The organism is Leisingera sp. S2M4 (genome assembly GCF_055398055.1).
Window position 1 is genome coordinate 3,336,837 of sequence record NZ_AP040861.1, and the last position, 16,298, is coordinate 3,353,134.

Sequence of the window (16,298 nt, forward strand, 5' to 3'; positions counted from 1 at the left end):
GTCTCAGATCTCCTGCGGGGTCGTCGAGGTGGTGTCGGCTTTCTGGCGATCTTCTTCCGGCTTGTCGCCGGTCACCAGATAGATCACCTGCTCGGCGATCGACGTCACGTGGTCGCCCATGCGCTCGGTGTTTTTTGCGATGAAATGCAGGTGCATACAGGCCGAAATATTGCGCGGATCTTCCATCATGTGGGTCAGGAATTCGCGGAACAGGGCGTTGTACATCTGGTCCACGTCCCGGTCGCGCTCGATCACATCCGCAGCCAACTCCACGTCGCGCTGAATGTAGGAATCCAGCGCGTCCTTCAGCATGCGCTCCACTTCGCGCGCCATCCGCCGCAGCGCAGCCGTACCTTCACTGATGTTCGGCCCCTGGGCCAGGACCCCCGTGCGCTTGGCCATGTTTTTCGCATAATCGCCAATGCGTTCCAGGTTGCCAGCAATTTTCATCACCGAGAGCACAAGCCGCAGATCAGAGGCGGCAGGCGCGCGCAGAGCGATCAGACGAGCGGCTTCTTCGTTGATGAGCTCCTCCAGCCCGTCAATTGCCTTGTCGCCTTGGCGAACCGTGCGGGCCAATTCCTCATCCCGGGCTTCCAGCGCGCGGGCGGCTTCGCGGATCGCGTCCTCGACCAGGCCACCCATCTTCATGATCCGGGCCTGAATCGCCTCCAGATCCCGGTCGAAAGCGGATGCAATATGTTGCTCTACCATGTTGAAATTCCTTGAAATCAGCCGATCCGGCCGGTGATGTAGCTTTCGGTGCGCGGATCCTCGGGGTTGGTGAAAATCTGCCCGGTAGGACCAAATTCAACCAGGTTCCCAAGATGGAAGAACGCGGTCTTCTGGCTGACCCGCGCGGCCTGCTGCATCGAGTGTGTGACGATCACAACCGAGTAGCTGGCGCGCAGCTCGTCGATCAGCTCCTCAACCTGGGCCGTGGCGATGGGATCCAGCGCCGAGCAAGGCTCATCCATCAACAGCACTTCAGGTTCAGTGGCCACCGCTCGGGCGATGCAGAGGCGCTGCTGCTGGCCGCCGGACAGGCCGGTGCCGGGAGCGTCGAGGCGGTCCTTGACCTCATCCCAGATTGCGCCGCGGCGCAGGGATTTCTCAACGATTTCATCAAGTTCCGCCTTGTTCTTCGCCAGCCCGTGAATGCGGGGGCCGTAGGCCACGTTATCATAGATGGACTTGGGAAACGGGTTCGGCTTCTGGAAGACCATGCCGACCTTGGCGCGCAGTTGCACCGGGTCAACGCGTTTGTCGTAGATGTCCTCACCATCCAGCAGGATGTCGCCCTTTACCCGGCAGATGTCGATGGTATCGTTCATCCGGTTCAGGCACCGCAGGAAAGTGGACTTGCCGCAACCCGACGGCCCAATGAAGGCGGTGACCGTTTTGTCTTCGATCTCCACGTTGACGTCTTTGATCGCGTGGCTGTCTCCGTAATAGACGTTGACATTCTTCGCAGCGATTTTGGTTGGCTGTGTATCCACGGTACTATCCATCAAGGTCATGTCGTTCATGAGTATGCCCCCTTACCAGCGGCGTTCAAAGCGGCGGCGCAGGATCACGGCAAGCGTGTTCATGGTCACCAGGAAGATGAGAAGGATGATGATCCCGCCCCAGGCGCGTTCATAGAAGGCCGGATCGGCGCGTTTGGCCCATTCGTAAATCTGCGCGGGCATCGCCGAGTTCGGAGCCAGAAGCCCGTCGGCGAGACTCTCCGGCGCGTTGGAGGCAATGAAACCGACCATGCCGATCAAGAGCAGCGGCGCGGTCTCACCCAAGGCCTGTGCCAGGCCGATGATGGTACCGGTCAGGATGCCGGGCGCGGCCAGCGGCAGAACGTGGTGGAACACCGCCTGCATTTTCGATGCGCCAACACCCAGCGCAGCATCGCGGATCGACGGAGGAACGGCTTTCAGCGAGGCGCGGGTCGAGATAATGATTGTCGGCAAGGTCATCAGCGTCAGCACCAGACCACCCACCAAGGGCGCCGAAGTCGGCAGGTGCATGTAGTTGATAAAGACCGCGAGGCCCAGAATACCAAACACGATGGACGGCACGGCAGCGAGGTTGGCGATGTTCACCTCGATCATGTCGGTGAGCCAATTCTGCGGCGCGAATTCCTCAAGATAGATCGAGGCGGCAACGCCGATCGGCAGCGCCAAGGCCAGAACCACGAACATCATGAACAGCGAACCCAGCATAGACACGCCCATGCCGGCCGCTTCAGGGCGGGCATCAGAAGCATCTGCGCCTGTGATAAAGTCCATGTTGAAGGTCTTCTTCAGGACACCTGCGGCGGCCAATTCATCAACGAGGTCAAGCTGTTCCGGCGAGATGTTCTTGTCGTTGGCGATGCTGTCGCGGTGCACGCGCCCTTTCAAATACCCATCTACCCGGCTGGACGCGAGGAAGCGGAATTCGACCGTCTCGCCGATCTGATCGGGGTTGGCGATCACGTATTCGCGGAGTTGGGCTGCGGCGTTCTTGGACAGGATACCCGCCAGTTCCTTGGACTTGAGGTCGGTTTCAATGCCCAATTCATCGACCGCGGCTTCCATGGCGCCCTTGATGATTGGCGCGTAGCCGAAGGTGGTGACCTTCTTGATGTCGTCCAGATCGCGATTGCCGTTCTTGTCCAGCTTGCTCTCCAGCAGCTCGACATTCAGGGTCACGAAAGTTTGCTGAAAGGCACCGGTGCCTTTGCTGACAATGGTCACGACCAGCACCAGCAGCATTGCCAGACCGGCAGCAATGGCTGCGATACCATATGCGCGGAAGCGCTTTTCGGCGGCGTTGCGCTTGCGGGTGCGCGCGGTCTGCGCCAGCAGCGAACCGCCATGCTTGCGCGGCTCGGTTGCGGCAGAAGGAGTGGAGTGGCTGAAGTCAGTCATTAGTCGTACTGCTCCCGGTATTTGCGCACGATGTAGAGCGCCAGGACGTTCAGGCCGAGGGTCAGCACGAAAAGGCTGAGCCCAAGGGCAAAGGCAACAAGGGTTTCAGGGCTGGCGAAGTCCGTATCGCCGGTCAGCTGGCTGACGATCCGGGTTGTGATCGTGGTCATCGATTCCAGCGGATTGGCCGAGAACTTGGCAATGGCGCCAGCGCCCATCACCACGATCATGGTTTCGCCAATCGCCCGCGAGGCCGCCAGCAAGATCGCACCAACGATCCCGGGCAGGGCCGCAGGCATGACCACCTGACGGACGGTTTCGGATTTTGTCGCACCCAGCCCCAGCGAGCCGTCGCGCATGGCCTGCGGCACGGCATTGATGATGTCATCGGACAGCGAAGAAACGAACGGGATCAGCATCACACCCATCACCAGACCTGCGGTCAGCACAGAGGTCGCGCCTGCCATCCACTCAACCCCGAGAAGGCCACCCTTGCCGAACAGGTCGACCAAGGCGGGACCAACGGTCAGCAGGGCAAACAGACCGTAGACGATGGTCGGAATACCAGCCAGGATTTCAAGCAGCGGCTTGGCGAAGGCACGCACAGCGCCGCTGGCATATTCGGACAAGTAGATGGCCGCGAAGAGCCCCACCGGTACGGCCACCATCAGCGCGATAAAGGAAATGTAGAGCGTGCCCCACAGAAGCGGCAGGATTGACAGCTCGCTGTCCCCGCGAAAGTTGGGAGCCCAGGTCAAGCCGAAGAAAAAGTCGGTCCAGCTGTGAAGCGTGAAGAAGTTGCGCGTCTCGAACAGCATCGAGAGAACGATGCCGACGGTGGTCAGGATCGCCAGCGAGGCCGCGAGAATAAGAAGCGCCAGCACGCCGCGCTCGACCACATTTCTGGCGCGGAAATCCTTGTGCGTGCGGGCATAGGCCCACGCAAAACCGCCAAGCGCCAAGAGTGCGACGACCACGGTCATGGCGGTCTTGCCGGTTGCAGCCAGATTGCGGAACGCCTGCGCGGCCGAAAGAATTTCCGGGCGCACGTCCTCACCGACCGCAACCCCAACCTCACCCAAAAGGGCCCGCACATCCTGGGTGCCGGTATCCATGTCGCGCGCTTCCTTGCGCGACAGCATCCCCTGCTCCACCGCGATATCAAGACCCTCGGCAACCCGTCGAACGTCGCTCATCACCAGGCCAAGCGTTGAACTTTCCGGCACGGCTTCGGCCGGAATGAGGGAGGAGACGCGGTTCTCAATCACCAGGGGCTGCGCCAGCAGCCAGACCACCAGAACGGTGATCGCAGGCACGAACGACGCCAAGGCAACATGGTAACCATAGTACGACGGCAGGGAATGCAGCGCTCTGGCATCCCCCCCTGCACTGCTGAGCGCGCGAGCGCGCCCCCAGTAAAACCCTGCTGCGGCCAGTGCAAGCAGAAGAACGACAAGCCAGATCGTGGGCATGGAGGGCTCCGTTGGGTAGTAGCGGAAAGGCGAAACAGTGCCGTACAGAGGAAAACGCCGGGACGGTCAATCCCGCCCCGGCATCACTGGTTCAGTCGGGAGGCAGGATCAGGAGTTTCCACCCATGACTGCTTCTTCAGCGACTGCTTCCTGGGTTTCGGCCAGTTCCGGGTCGGCAACCAGGCCATACTCGGCCAGCGGACCATCGGGGCCGGCAACCTCATCGGAGACGAAGAACTCGGCATATTCCTTCAGACCCGGGATAACGCCGATGTGCGCCTTCTTGACGTAGAAGAACAGCGGACGGGAGACCGGGTACTCGCCGGTGGCGATGCTCTCGGTCGAGGGAACGACACCGGACATGGTGGCAACCTGCAGCTTGTCGGTGTTGTTTTCGTAGAACGCGAGGCCGAAGACGCCGACGCCATCCTTGTTGGATTCGATCCGGGCCAGGGTCTCGGTGTAGTCGCCGTCGATGTCGACGGATTTACCGTCGGTGCGCAGGGCGATACAGGCTTTCTCGGCTGCTTTCTTGTCGCCGCCGTTGGCTTCCTTGAAGGCGTCAAAGGCACCGGTGGCTTCGCAGCCTGCCAGGATCACCTTGTCTTCGAACACTTCACGGGTCCCGTGCTTGGTGCCCGGAACGAACGCCTGGATGTCCACGGCCGGGAAGTTCGGGTTTACATCGGCCCAGGTCTGGTTCGGGTTGTCGACCAGCTGACCGTCGACCAGAACCTTGTCGGACAGCGCCAGGAACCAGTCAGTCGGGGTGTATTCGAAGGCATTCGCGTTGATGTCGGAGGCAAACACGATGCCGTCATAGCCGATGCGGACCTCGATGATGTCGGTCACGCCGTTTTCGGCGCAGGCAGCGATTTCCTTGTCCTTGATCTTGCGCGAGGCATTGGCGACGTCGATGGTGTTCTCGCCCACGCCTTCGCAGAACCGCTTGAGACCCGCGGAAGAGCCGCCGGATTCCACAACCGGAGTCGGGAAGTCGAAGTTCTCGCCGAAGGCTTCAGCCACGATCGAGGCATAGGGCAGAACGGTGGACGAACCGGCAACCTGAACCTGGTCGCGCGCAGCGGCGGCAGTAGCGGATACGGCGGCAATTGCCAGGGTGGATGCGGTCAGTTTCACAAAGGACATCTGTGTCTCCATGAGTTTCAAAGTTCGATCACCCCCACGATGATCTTGTCGTCTCTCCTAAGAGCCGCTGATGAGGCTTTTGTGACGGCTATGTAACAGTAACATGACAAAGCCGCCGCGAGAGGAAAAAAAACTGACATGAACCCATGGCAGGCAGACAACAGCCGCCAGCCGGATGACGCCCCCGCTCGTCACACTGGAGGAACCGAGGACCTTATCGCGGAAGGATGACCGTGAAAGTGGCGCCCCGCCCAAGTTCGCTTTCAACTCGCAGCCGTCCGCGATGGCGATTGATGATGTGTTTCACAATCGCGAGCCCCAAGCCCGTGCCGCCCTTTTCCCGTGATCGATGACTGTCGGCGCGATAGAAGCGCTCGGTCAGTCGCGGCAAGTGAACGGGGTCAATTCCTGGACCGTTATCAATGACCTGAACGCGCGCAGCCGGAGCGCGCACCGCCGGGTCTCTGTCGGAAAAACTCAGCGCAACCCGGACCCGGTCGCCTCCATACTTGATCGCGTTTTCGACCAGGTTGGTGAAGACCTGTTGAAGCTGGTCAGGGTCACCTGTGATCGGCGGACAGATTTCCGGTGTCTCCAGCTCCAGGTCTACGCCGCCTGCCTTGGCGACCGGCGCAAGTGTCTTCAGGGTGGAACTGAGGTGGGATGCAAGATCAACCTGGGCCTTGGGTCTGACCCGCTCTTCGCTCTCCACCCGGTTCAAGGACAACAGGTCCCCGACCAGCCGATTCATCCGACTGGCTTCACCCTCCATGATCTCCAGGAAACGGTCACGGGCTGCGCTGTCGTCTCGCGCAGGCCCCCGGAGCGTCTCAATGAATCCGATCAGTGCCGTCAACGGTGTGCGCAGCTCATGGCTGACATTCGCCACGAAGTCGCGCCGCATCTGGGCCGCTTGCTCGCGCTCGGTGATGTCCTCGAAACAGATCAGGACCGCGCCGCCATTCACCGCACCGACCTGGGGTACATAGCGCAGGTTGACGGTAAACGTCGTGTCTTGCGCCCCGTCATTCGACAGGTGGCGCGCCTTGCGCGGAGCCCGGTCTCGCAGGCAGTTTTCGACAGCGGTCGCGACGCTGGGTTGGCGCAGAATGGTGGCGAAGTGCCGCCCCTTGACTTCACCACCCAACAGGGCGCAAGCCTCTGCGTTCACGGCAATAAAGCGCTCGGTCTGGTCAACCAGAACCGCCGGATGCGGGATTGCTGCCAGAAAGCCATCTATGATTTCAGGTGTCATCGGATCCCCGGAAGTGAAGGTCCGGTCTGATTAGCGCTGCCATGTAAAACTGGTATGGCAACGCAGTTCAGCCCGCGCGCAGGCGCTTGGACACGCTAGAGCGGGCGCAATTCATCGCGAAACCGCCGCATGTTGTCCTGATAATGCAACGCACTTTGAGTGAGCTTCTCGGCCAAGGCCTGATCAACCTCCCTCACCACTTTACCGGGGCTGCCCATGACCAGCGAGTTGTCGGGAATCTCCTTGTTCTCGGTAATCAGCGCACCTGCCCCGATCAGACAATTCCTGCCGATCTTCGCGCCATTCAGGATTGTCGCACCCATGCCCACCAGCGTGTTTTCACCGATGGTGCACCCATGCAGCATCGCCTTGTGCCCGATGGTACAGTTGCGACCAACCGTGAGCGGATAGCCGGCGTCGATATGCATCACCACGTTTTCCTGAACGTTGCTGCCTTCGCAGATGCGGATTTCCTCGTGGTCCGCCCGAATGGTGACGCCGAACCAGACAGAGGCGCCGGCTTCCAGCACCACCTTGCCAACCAGATTGGCGTCCGGGGCCACCCAGGTGTCTTCATGTAACTGCGGGCGGTCATCTCCCAAGGCATAAAGCGTCATGACTGTTCCTCGAACTGTGTTTGCAGCGCACGTACGTGATCCTGCAATCTGGGCTGCTGGATGCGGCGCATGCGTTCCGCCTCGACGATGGTTTTCAGCTTTGCCTCGGTTTCATCGAGATCGTCGTTGATCAGCACGTAGTCATAGTATCCCCAATGGCTGATCTCGTCCCAGCTTTTCATCATCCGCTTGGAGATCACCTCATCGCTGTCTTGCGCACGTGTTTCCAGCCGACGGCGCAGCTCCTTGATGGAGGGCGGAAGAATGAAGATGGAGAGCGCATGCTTGCCGAGATCCGAATTGCGGATCTGAATTTCCCCCTGCCAATCAACGTCGAACAAAACGTCCTGCCCCGCCTCGATGGTGTCACGGACCGGGCCGGCGGGCGAGCCGTAGAAGTTGCCGAAGACATGCGCATGTTCCAGCATTTCGCCCTTGGCAACCTGCTGTTTGAACTCGTCCTCCGACAGGAAGTAGTATTCGCGCCCGTGTTCTTCACCGGGTCGCGGCGCCCGCGTCGTCGCCGAGACTGAGAACTTCAACCCCGGATCCCAGGCCATCAAACGCCGGGCCAAGGTAGATTTGCCCGCTCCCGAGGGAGAGGAGAGGATGATCAAAAGGCCACGGCGATCCGCCATTTTGGCACTCCTTATGTCTATTCGATATTCTGCACCTGTTCGCGCATCTGGTCGATCACGGTTTTCAACTCCAGCCCAACCGCCGTCAAGCCGCTGTGCTGCGCCTTCGAGCACAGGGTATTCGCCTCACGATTGAATTCCTGCATCAGGAAATCGAGACGACGACCCACCGCGCCCCCCTTCTGGAGGAGTTCGCGTGCCGCGGCGACATGGGCATTCAACCTGTCCAGTTCTTCCGTCACATCCGCTTTGACTGCGATCAACGCCAGCTCCTGCGCAACGCGGTCCGGATCGGCGCCTTCTGCATTGTCCATGACGCGTGCCAGGTTGGCCTTCATCGTCTCGGCGAAACGGAGCTTGCGGTCCTCCGCCTCAGCCCCCGCGCGCTCGGTCAGGTCCTGGACCTGCGCCAGTTGGGCGTTAAGGATTTGGGCAAGAGCTTCCCCTTCACTTTCGCGCATGCCGATGAACGCTTTGACCAAATCGGCCAGCTCATTTTGCATCTGCGCGACCAGGGGCGCGGGATCGTCTTCACCCGCCGCCTGCTCCAGAACGCCGCGAAACCCCAACAGATCCGCCGCCGTTGTCGGGCCCAGCTTCACCTGGTTCTGCTTCGCGATATCCTCGGCCTCTGCCAAGGCTCGCACCACAGATTGGAGCAAGGCTGCGTTGACTTGCACCTCACCGGCGCCATCATCCGTTCGGGACACGCGAAGCGTCAGGGAAACATTGCCTCTGGCCAGCGACTGGCTCAGAACTTTGCGGACATGGGCTTCCAACCCCTCAAGCCAATCCGGCACCCGGAGCCGCAGATCCAACCCCTTGGCATTGACAGAGCGCAGCTCCCAGGTCCAGCTGTGCGGCCCGAGGCTGCCTTGGGCGGACGCGAAAGCGGTCATGCTTCGGATAGTCATTGGACTGAGCCCTCGTGTGTTGTCTCGCGGTTGGACTGGTCTACTTCCTTGGCACGCACAGGCGCAAGATCAAAGGCAATTCCCCTAAACCAGCGCGCGTTAACCATTGCTTAAAGAAATAGTCCAAATTTGATTTATATTGTGTCATCTTAACTTCAGGGTAACCAAGCCGGCCCTAAGTCTTAACGCAGCACCTGAGCTGCCGGGGGGCAAAGGAAGTGACCGGGTTCAAGAGGATAATGAAATGACGTTTGGCAGCCGCAGTGGAACAAAGACAGACGGCAACCGCAAAAAGGTTGTATCGATGAACCGTTTCCGCAAGGGCGGGCCGCTTTCGCCCCTGCGCCAGGCTGAGGCCTATTGGACCGCGCTGCGCCGAGGCGACGACGTCCCCAGCCGCTCGCAGATTGACCCGCGTGGCTTGGAAAACATCCTCAGCAATACTTTCATCCTGGAACGGATTGCCCCCGGAATTGCACGGTTTCGCCTGGCGGGCACCTTCGTGAACGAATTGGCCGGCATGGAAGTGCGCGGCATGCCCGCTACCGCCTTCTTTACCACCGATGCGCGCAAACAGCTCAGCTCGGCGATGGAGCACATGTTCGAAACGCCCGCCATTGTTGAGCTGGGCCTTCAGATCGAAGCCTCCCGCCTGCGCACTCCGCGGAGTGCACGGATGCTGTTGCTGCCGCTGCGCAGCGATCTGGGGGACATCAGCCGGGTCCTGGGTGTTCTGGTCGCCGACGAAGGTGCCACGGTCACATCCCAGCGTTTTTCCATCACATCCATTGAAATGCGCGCCGTTACCGACGCTTCTGCGGAGACCGCATCGCCGGAATTCAAGGCAAAATCGCGGACCGAGGGCGAGCGGCAACCAGCGGATATCAACAGCCCGAACGAAGGCTTCGAAGAGGTCCAGGCCCGTTTCAAGCATGAACGCTCGATCCTTGACGAAGCCAAGGCGCTACTGGAACGCAGCCGCCGGTCACCGGCACCCACTGCTGAGGCCGACGCTGACGCTCAAGGGCGCCCTTCCAAGAAAGCCCCGCATCTTCGGCTGGTTGTCAGCCGCGATTGACGCAAACCTTGTGCCCGGCTCGGGGGTGGCGAACCAAGTCGACACCCCGAAGCGCCGAACACCGAAATCGTCTGAACCACTAGATCGGCAACGCCGAACCGGGACGTGCGCGATTTGACGTTCATTTCGGTATTCAATTTGATTTTCAAGTCTACGGTCATAGCACTTGAAACGTACTGCGCCCCGCGGATCTGTCCACGGGGCGCTTTTTTCTTCAATCCTCTGTCGGCTGCATGTCCCGCCACATCCGGAAGGACGCGGCGGACATCGCGCCTGCCGTCATCCGGCCTGCCGCGTCTTCTGGGTTGCGCGCAGGCTCGACAGTTCCTCGGCCACGAGGAAGGCAAGCTCCAGAGACTGGCTGGCGTTGAGACGCGGATCGCAAGCCGTGTGATAACGGTCGCTAAGGTCTTCTTCGGTCACCGCACGGACGCCGCCCGTGCATTCGGTCACGTCCTGACCGGTCATCTCAAAGTGCACGCCACCCGGAATTGTGCCCTCGGCACTGTGCACGCCAAAGAAGTCCCGAACTTCGCGCAGCACGCTGTCAAACGGACGCGTCTTGTAGCCGGTGGAAGACTTGATCGTGTTGCCGTGCATGGGATCGCATACCCACGTCACATTGGCACCTTCCTCCTGAACGGCTTTGATCAGTCGCGGCAGATGCTCGCCCGCCTTGCCTGCGCCGAAGCGGGCGATCAACGTCAGTTTACCCTCTTCATTCTCCGGGTTCAGCTTGGCCATCAGAACCTTCAGATCCTCGGCGGTGGTGGTCGGGCCACATTTCAGACCGATCGGGTTCAGGACGCCGCGGCAGAACTCCACATGGGCACCGTCCGGCTGCCGTGTCCGATCGCCAATCCAGATCATGTGACCGGAACCGGCTAACCATTTTCCGGACGTGGAGTCGAGCCGGGTGAGCGCTTCTTCGTATTCCAGCAGCAGCCCTTCATGGCTGGTGTAGAATTCGACGCTGGAGAACTCATGCGTGGTTTCGGCGTTAATGCCGGCCGCGCGCATGAAATCAATGGAGTCCTGGATACGGCTCGCGATCTCGCTGTATTTCTGCACTTCCTGTTCATCGGTGAAACCCAACGTCCAGGCATGGACCCGGCTCATGTCGGCAAAACCGCCGGTCGAGAAGGCCCGCAACAGGTTTACCGTGGCCGCGGCCTGCGTATAGGCCTGCAGCATCTTCTGCGGGTTCGGAGTGCGCGCCTCGGACGTGAAAGCGAGGTCATTGATGATGTCCCCGCGGTAGCTGGGCAGCTCCACGCCATTAATGGTCTCGGTCGGCGCACTGCGCGGCTTGGCGAACTGCCCCGCCATGCGGCCTACCTTGATCACCGGCACCTTGGCGCCATAGGTGAGCACCATCGCCATCTGAAGCATCACTTTGAAAGTGTCGCGAATGGCGTCCGCACTGAACTGGTCAAAGCTTTCGGCACAATCCCCGCCCTGCAGAAGGAACGCCTCACCGCGGCCTGCGGCCGCCAGGTGCTGTTTGAGCCGACGTGCCTCGCCTGCAAATACCAGCGGCGGAAAGTTGGCAAGCTGGGCCTCGACTGCGGACAGCGCCGCCGCATCCGTATAGTCCGGCATCTGCACCCGCGGTTTCTGGCGCCAGCCCGTTTTTTGCCATTCGCTCATGACTTTACTCCGCTGAAGTGGACCTAAATGTATATTGGGGGGCATCTATACGAAATCCGCGGCCGGCTGACCAGTTTAGAATTGCCGAGACTTGACCCGAACAACAAGCTGTGAGCACGGTCTTCCGACCTGCCGCGGCGTCACACCGCGGCCCTACTTGTTTCTTGAAGGACGCTCGCCATGCAGACGCAACGCAAGCCTGCTGATTCCAGACACGATTGTGACCAGCCCAAGCGGTTTGTCTTCGTGCTTCTCGATAAATTCACCATGCTTTCTTATGCCTCCGCAGTGGAATGTCTTCGTATTGCCAACCGCATGGCCGGTGGCGAGGCGTATTCCTGGACCCTGATCGGCGAAGGAGGCGACACCGTAACATGTTCTGCGGGAACGACTTTCAGCCTCGATAGCGACCTTTCAGAGCTGCATCGCGACGACGTGATGATTCTTTGCTCCGGCATCGACGTGCAGGATGCCACGAGCAAGAAACTGCTGTCCTGGCTGCGCCGCGAGGCGCGCAAGGGGCTGACCATCGGCGGCTTGTGCACGGCGTCCTACGTCCTCGCCAAGGCCGGGTTGCTGGACGGAAAACGCGCAACCATCCACTGGGAAAATGCCGACAGTTTCGCGGAGGAGTTTGACGAAGTCGAACTCAGCAAGTCCGTCTTCGTAATCGACGGCAACCGGCTGTCGACGGCCGGCGGAACCTCCTCGATTGACCTGATGCTCAAGCTCATTGCGAATGACCACGGGGAAGATCTGGCGAATGCGGTGGCGGACCAGCTGATCTATTCCTCGATCCGCACCGACCAGGACACGCAACGCCTGTCAATTCCGACCCGCATCGGCGTGCGTCACCCCAAACTGTCCCAGGTCATTCAGATGATGGAAGCCAATATCGAGGAGCCGATCAGCCCGTCGATCCTTGCGCAGGATGTTGGAATGTCCACCCGGCAGCTGGAACGTCTCTTCCGTCGTTACCTCAACCGCTCGCCCAAACGCTACTACATGGAACTGCGGTTGCAGAAGGCCCGTAACCTGCTGATGCAGACGGACATGAGCGTGATCAACGTGGCGCTCGCCTGTGGCTTTGCCTCGCCGTCGCATTTCTCGAAATGCTACCGCGCTCACTACGACACGACCCCCTACCGGGAGCGGGGCAGCAAGGCCGCGGCAGCAGCGCAGAAAGGCTGATACCCCTCAGCGGGAGAGGCGAAACACGGCCCCTTCGGTCTCGGAAGCGAACCAGATGCTACCGTCTGGCGCCTCCTGAACGTCGCGAATGCGACCTGTCTGCGCGCTTTTCAGTTGTTCCACCTCTTTCAGAGGTGCCCCCGAAAGGCGCGAGATGTAATCAAACTTCAGCGACCCCACGAAGATGTCGCCGCGCCACTGCGGCCACATCGTTCCCGAGTATATCATCATGCCCGATGGCGCGATGGACGGATCCCAATACCATTCGGGCTGCTCCATGCCGGGCTTCTCGGTTCCCTCGCCGATTTTGCGCCCCGAATAGTGACGGCCGTAAGAAATCACGGGCCAGCCGTAATTCGCGCCGCGACGGATGCGGTTCACCTCGTCCCCACCCCGCGCGCCGTGCTCCGCAACCCATAGGTTACCCTGCAAGTCCAACGCCATTCCCTGGGGGTTTCGATGGCCATAGGACCAGATTTCCGGCTGGGCATCGTCGCGGGCGGCAAACGGATTTCCCGCAGGAACAGATCCATCCCGCGCGATGCGCACCACGGAGCCCTGATGCAAACGAAGGTTCTGGGCGCTGGGCCGGTCACCCCGTTCACCCAAGGACACGAACAGATGCCCGTCCGGCGCTTCCACAACGCGCGCGCCAAAGTGGCGTCCACCCGTGGCACCCGGCGCTGCCTCGAACAGCTGCCGCATCTCTGTCAGCCGCGTGTAGTCGGCGCTGAGCCGTCCAACCGCCAAGGCCGTGCCAAGACCGCGCCCCTGTCTCTTGCTGTAGGTGAGGAAGATTTCGCGGCTGTCCGAAAAATCCCTTGGCACCATCACGTCGAGAAGACCGCCCTGCCCTTCGGCGGCCACCTTGGGGATCCCTTTTACGGCCTGCGTCTGACCATTCCTGACCACCCAGAGCTGACCATCCCGTTCCGAAACGAGAAACCCACCTTGGGGCAGGAACGCGATCGCCCAGGGGACATCAAAACCCTCGGCAACCCGCGTGACTTTGAGCGGGCCAAGACTGCTCGGCAGTGTCTCCGCCTGAACGCCCCTGAAAAAAGCCAGAAACACCAGTAAGATCGCCATGAATGCCGCTTTTTGACGCATTTCCAACTTTTCCTTCTGACGTTTCCGCTGTAGAGCCAAGCGGCGCTGTCTCAGGGGAACTGACGGAGGGCCAGCGCACCAAGGACGATCTTGGGACTATGAAGCCGGTCAATAAGACTTTTCTTTTTTTTCCGGCATGCCTAGGGTCCGATGTGAACATTTTGTTCCAAGATGAGGGAGTACTCAAATGAAAAAGCTGCTGATGGCCACGGCCGCTGCCGCATTGACCGCAGGCACCGCGTTTGCCGATGGCCACGCCAAGGAAGTGAAACTGGGCGTTCTGTTCGGCTTTACCGGACCCATCGAATCGCTGACGCCGTCCATGGCGCAAGGCGCCGAAATGGCGATGGAAGAAGTCACCGAATCGGGCAAGCTCCTGGATGGTGCAAAGGTAACCCCCGTGCGGGCGGATACCGGCTGCATCGATAACGGCCTTGCGACCGCCAACGCTGAAAAACTGCTGGCTGAAGGTGTAAGCGGCATCATCGGCGGTGACTGCTCCGGCGTGACCGGCGCCGTGCTTCAGAACGTTGCGCTGCCCAACGGCATGGTGATGATCTCTCCCTCGGCAAGCTCTCCCGGCTTGACCTCGATGGAAGACAACGGCCTGTTTTTCCGCACCACCCCGTCTGACGCACGTCAGGGCGAGATCATGGCGGAAATCCTGAAGGATCGCGGCGTCGAGTCGATCGCGCTGACCTACACCAACAACGACTACGGCAAAGGTCTGGCGGACTCGATCCAGTCGGCGTTCGAAGCCGCGGGTGGCACCGTCACCATCGTGACCGCGCATGAAGACGGCAAAGGCGACTACTCCGCCGAAGTCGGCGCCCTGGCGTCTGCCGGCGGTGATGTTCTGGTTGTCGCGGGCTACCTGGATCAGGGCGGTCTCGGCATCATCCAGGGAGCGCTGGACAGCGGTGCCTTTGACACCTTCGGTCTGCCCGACGGCATGATCGGTGAATCCCTGCCCAAGAATATCGGTCCCGATCTGGACGGTTCTTTCGGTCAGATCGCCGGTTCCGACAGCAAGGGTGCTGAAATTTTTGCCGAGATGGCAAAGGAAGTCGGCTTTGACGGCACTTCGGCCTATTCGTCGGAATCCTATGATGCGGCGGCGCTGCTCCTGCTGGCCATGCAGGCTGCAAACTCCACCGAACCGGCCGACTATGTTGGCAAGATCCTTGATGTGGCCAACGCCCCCGGTGAGCCGATCAACCCCGGCGAACTGGGCAAGGCGCTGGAGATCCTCGCCAACGGCGGCGAGATCGATTATCAGGGCGCCACTGGTGTTGAGCTGATCGGCCCGGGTGAAAGCGCTGGATCTTACCGCGAGATCGAAGTTCGCGACGGTAAGAACGAAACCCTGCGCTTCCGCTGATAAGCTGTTGAAAATCAACGAAGAACGATCAGCCCGGGTTACGCCCGGGCTGTTCCAAATTGAAAGCCGCGAAAACGCGGTAGGGGATGAATGACATGATCGTCGTCGAGGACTTGCACAAGCACTTCGGCGGGTTCCACGCGGTGGACGGCGCCTCGCTGGAAATCGCCAAGGGGTCCATAACTGGTCTGATCGGCCCGAATGGTGCCGGAAAGACCACACTTTTCAACGTCATAGCAGGCGTACTCGAACCGACATCCGGCCGGGTCACCATGGACGGTGAGGACATCACCGGCCTGCCGCCGCATGAGCTGTTCCACAAGGGATTGTTGCGCACCTTTCAGATCGCGCATGAGTTTTCCTCGATGACCTGCCGCGAGAACCTGATGATGGTTCCGGGCGCTCAGTCCGGCGAAAGCCTTTGGAACACCTGGTTCGGACGCAAGCGGATTGCCGACGAGGAGCGCGCCCTGCGTGCCAAGGCAGATGAGGTGCTGGAGTTCCTGACCATCAGCCACATTGCCGACCTCAAGGCAGGCCAGGTGTCGGGTGGCCAGAAAAAGCTCCTGGAACTGGGCCGCACGATGATGGTGGACGCCAAGATCGTGTTCCTCGACGAGGTCGGGGCCGGCGTGAACCGCACGCTGCTGTACACCATTGCCGATGCCATCAAGCGCCTGAACGAGGAGCGCGGCTATACCTTCGTGGTGATCGAGCACGACATGGAATTCATCGGTCGTCTGTGCGACCCGGTGATCTGCATGGCCGAGGGCAAGAAGCTGGCCGAGGGCACGCTGGACGAGATCAAGGCAAACGAGCAGGTGATCGAGGCCTATCTGGGCACCGGCCTGAAGAACAAAGACAAACTGGAAGCATGATGGCCGGAGCAATCGTATGTTGGGGCTCTGCCCCCGCCGCTTCGCGGCTCCCCCGGAGT

Annotated in this window: 16 protein-coding genes; 5 read left to right on the plus strand and 11 right to left on the minus strand. The window is 60.5% G+C overall.

Going from position 1 to position 16,298, the window contains the following annotated elements:
* Positions 1 to 3: 3 nt before the first annotated feature.
* The 9 genes from phoU to ACZ52D_RS16180 all read right to left on the minus strand — a co-directional run bounded on the left by phoU (position 4) and on the right by ACZ52D_RS16180 (position 8,951).
* A complete protein-coding gene (phoU, locus tag ACZ52D_RS16140) occupies positions 4 to 714 on the minus strand; it encodes a phosphate signaling complex protein PhoU (RefSeq protein WP_222453025.1) in 711 nt (236 codons plus the stop codon).
* A 17-nt stretch (positions 715 to 731) separates the two neighbouring features.
* The gene (pstB, locus tag ACZ52D_RS16145) at positions 732 to 1,529 is read right to left on the minus strand and encodes a phosphate ABC transporter ATP-binding protein PstB (RefSeq protein ID WP_369924117.1); all 798 of its coding nucleotides are present in this window, start codon (positions 1,527 to 1,529) and stop codon (positions 732 to 734) included.
* 12 nt (positions 1,530 to 1,541) lie between these two features.
* Positions 1,542 to 2,906 carry a phosphate ABC transporter permease PstA gene (pstA, locus tag ACZ52D_RS16150; protein WP_464441979.1) on the minus strand — a complete coding sequence of 455 codons (1,365 nt, stop codon included), beginning with the start codon at positions 2,904 to 2,906 and terminating at the stop codon, positions 1,542 to 1,544.
* Positions 2,906 to 4,378, minus strand: a complete 1,473-nt coding sequence (gene pstC, locus ACZ52D_RS16155) for a phosphate ABC transporter permease subunit PstC (protein WP_464441980.1) — start codon at positions 4,376 to 4,378, stop codon at positions 2,906 to 2,908. Before pstC ends, pstA begins: the two co-directional genes overlap by 1 nt.
* Before the next feature lie 108 nt (positions 4,379 to 4,486).
* Positions 4,487 to 5,527 carry a substrate-binding domain-containing protein gene (locus ACZ52D_RS16160; RefSeq protein ID WP_222453022.1) on the minus strand — a complete coding sequence of 347 codons (1,041 nt, stop codon included), beginning with the start codon at positions 5,525 to 5,527 and terminating at the stop codon, positions 4,487 to 4,489.
* A 214-nt stretch (positions 5,528 to 5,741) separates the two neighbouring features.
* A complete protein-coding gene (locus tag ACZ52D_RS16165; protein WP_464441982.1) occupies positions 5,742 to 6,782 on the minus strand; it encodes a sensor histidine kinase in 1,041 nt (346 codons plus the stop codon).
* 95 nt (positions 6,783 to 6,877) lie between these two features.
* A complete protein-coding gene (locus ACZ52D_RS16170) occupies positions 6,878 to 7,399 on the minus strand; it encodes a gamma carbonic anhydrase family protein (protein ID WP_369924120.1) in 522 nt (173 codons plus the stop codon).
* A complete protein-coding gene (gene gmk, locus ACZ52D_RS16175) occupies positions 7,396 to 8,037 on the minus strand; it encodes a guanylate kinase (RefSeq protein ID WP_464441983.1) in 642 nt (213 codons plus the stop codon). Before gmk ends, ACZ52D_RS16170 begins: the two co-directional genes overlap by 4 nt.
* Before the next feature lie 17 nt (positions 8,038 to 8,054).
* The gene (locus tag ACZ52D_RS16180) at positions 8,055 to 8,951 is read right to left on the minus strand and encodes a YicC/YloC family endoribonuclease (RefSeq protein WP_464441985.1); all 897 of its coding nucleotides are present in this window, start codon (positions 8,949 to 8,951) and stop codon (positions 8,055 to 8,057) included.
* Between the two features lie 244 nt (positions 8,952 to 9,195).
* On the opposite strand from ACZ52D_RS16180, the gene ACZ52D_RS16185 reads away from it, so the two are divergent.
* Positions 9,196 to 10,029 carry a PAS domain-containing protein gene (locus tag ACZ52D_RS16185; RefSeq protein WP_464443145.1) on the plus strand — a complete coding sequence of 278 codons (834 nt, stop codon included), beginning with the start codon at positions 9,196 to 9,198 and terminating at the stop codon, positions 10,027 to 10,029.
* A gap of 279 nt (positions 10,030 to 10,308) precedes the next feature.
* Here the strand turns inward: ACZ52D_RS16185 and ACZ52D_RS16190 are convergent, their stop codons facing one another.
* Entirely contained in the window at positions 10,309 to 11,679 is a 1,371-nt protein-coding gene (locus tag ACZ52D_RS16190) for a class II 3-deoxy-7-phosphoheptulonate synthase (protein WP_464441987.1), read from the minus strand.
* Between the two features lie 180 nt (positions 11,680 to 11,859).
* Here ACZ52D_RS16190 and ACZ52D_RS16195 point away from each other — a divergent pair, with 180 nt between their 5' ends.
* Positions 11,860 to 12,870, plus strand: coding sequence for a GlxA family transcriptional regulator (locus ACZ52D_RS16195; RefSeq protein WP_369924123.1), 1,011 nt, complete (start codon positions 11,860 to 11,862; stop codon positions 12,868 to 12,870).
* A 6-nt stretch (positions 12,871 to 12,876) separates the two neighbouring features.
* Here ACZ52D_RS16195 and ACZ52D_RS16200 read toward each other — a convergent pair whose 3' ends face one another.
* Positions 12,877 to 13,959: a PQQ-dependent sugar dehydrogenase gene (locus ACZ52D_RS16200; RefSeq protein ID WP_464441989.1), complete on the minus strand. Its 1,083-nt coding sequence runs from the start codon at positions 13,957 to 13,959 to the stop codon at positions 12,877 to 12,879.
* A 2-nt stretch (positions 13,960 to 13,961) separates the two neighbouring features.
* Between ACZ52D_RS16200 and ACZ52D_RS16205 the strand changes: the two genes are divergently transcribed.
* The 3 genes from ACZ52D_RS16205 (at position 13,962) to ACZ52D_RS16215 (ending at position 16,239) form a co-directional block, all read left to right on the plus strand.
* A complete protein-coding gene (locus ACZ52D_RS16205) occupies positions 13,962 to 14,171 on the plus strand; it encodes a hypothetical protein (RefSeq protein ID WP_464441990.1) in 210 nt (69 codons plus the stop codon).
* On the plus strand, positions 14,168 to 15,361 hold the full coding sequence (locus tag ACZ52D_RS16210) for an ABC transporter substrate-binding protein (RefSeq protein ID WP_464441992.1): 1,194 nt from the start codon (positions 14,168 to 14,170) through the stop codon (positions 15,359 to 15,361). The genes ACZ52D_RS16205 and ACZ52D_RS16210 overlap by 4 nt, the downstream gene beginning before the upstream one ends.
* A 95-nt stretch (positions 15,362 to 15,456) precedes the next feature.
* Entirely contained in the window at positions 15,457 to 16,239 is a 783-nt protein-coding gene (locus tag ACZ52D_RS16215) for an ABC transporter ATP-binding protein (RefSeq protein ID WP_369924125.1), read from the plus strand.
* Positions 16,240 to 16,298 lie beyond the last annotated feature (59 nt).

Bases quoted from the DNA above. Each gene is read 5' to 3' on its own strand.
- ACZ52D_RS16215 (WP_369924125.1), top strand. From the start codon at position 15,457: ATGATCGTCGTCGAGGACTTGCACAAGCACTTCGGCGGGTTCCACGCG.
- ACZ52D_RS16210 (WP_464441992.1), top strand. From the start codon at position 14,168: ATGAAAAAGCTGCTGATGGCCACGGCCGCTGCCGCATTGACCGCAGGC.
- ACZ52D_RS16170 (WP_369924120.1), bottom strand. From the start codon at position 7,399: ATGACGCTTTATGCCTTGGGAGATGACCGCCCGCAGTTACATGAAGAC.
- ACZ52D_RS16195 (WP_369924123.1), top strand. From the start codon at position 11,860: ATGCAGACGCAACGCAAGCCTGCTGATTCCAGACACGATTGTGACCAG.
- phoU (WP_222453025.1), bottom strand. From the start codon at position 714: ATGGTAGAGCAACATATTGCATCCGCTTTCGACCGGGATCTGGAGGCG.
- pstB (WP_369924117.1), bottom strand. From the start codon at position 1,529: ATGAACGACATGACCTTGATGGATAGTACCGTGGATACACAGCCAACC.
- ACZ52D_RS16200 (WP_464441989.1), bottom strand. From the start codon at position 13,959: ATGGCGATCTTACTGGTGTTTCTGGCTTTTTTCAGGGGCGTTCAGGCG.
- ACZ52D_RS16160 (WP_222453022.1), bottom strand. From the start codon at position 5,527: ATGTCCTTTGTGAAACTGACCGCATCCACCCTGGCAATTGCCGCCGTA.
- ACZ52D_RS16190 (WP_464441987.1), bottom strand. From the start codon at position 11,679: ATGAGCGAATGGCAAAAAACGGGCTGGCGCCAGAAACCGCGGGTGCAG.
- pstA (WP_464441979.1), bottom strand. From the start codon at position 2,906: ATGACTGACTTCAGCCACTCCACTCCTTCTGCCGCAACCGAGCCGCGC.
- ACZ52D_RS16180 (WP_464441985.1), bottom strand. From the start codon at position 8,951: ATGACTATCCGAAGCATGACCGCTTTCGCGTCCGCCCAAGGCAGCCTC.
- gmk (WP_464441983.1), bottom strand. From the start codon at position 8,037: ATGGCGGATCGCCGTGGCCTTTTGATCATCCTCTCCTCTCCCTCGGGA.
- ACZ52D_RS16185 (WP_464443145.1), top strand. From the start codon at position 9,196: ATGACGTTTGGCAGCCGCAGTGGAACAAAGACAGACGGCAACCGCAAA.
- ACZ52D_RS16205 (WP_464441990.1), top strand. From the start codon at position 13,962: ATGCCGCTTTTTGACGCATTTCCAACTTTTCCTTCTGACGTTTCCGCT.
- pstC (WP_464441980.1), bottom strand. From the start codon at position 4,378: ATGCCCACGATCTGGCTTGTCGTTCTTCTGCTTGCACTGGCCGCAGCA.
- ACZ52D_RS16165 (WP_464441982.1), bottom strand. From the start codon at position 6,782: ATGACACCTGAAATCATAGATGGCTTTCTGGCAGCAATCCCGCATCCG.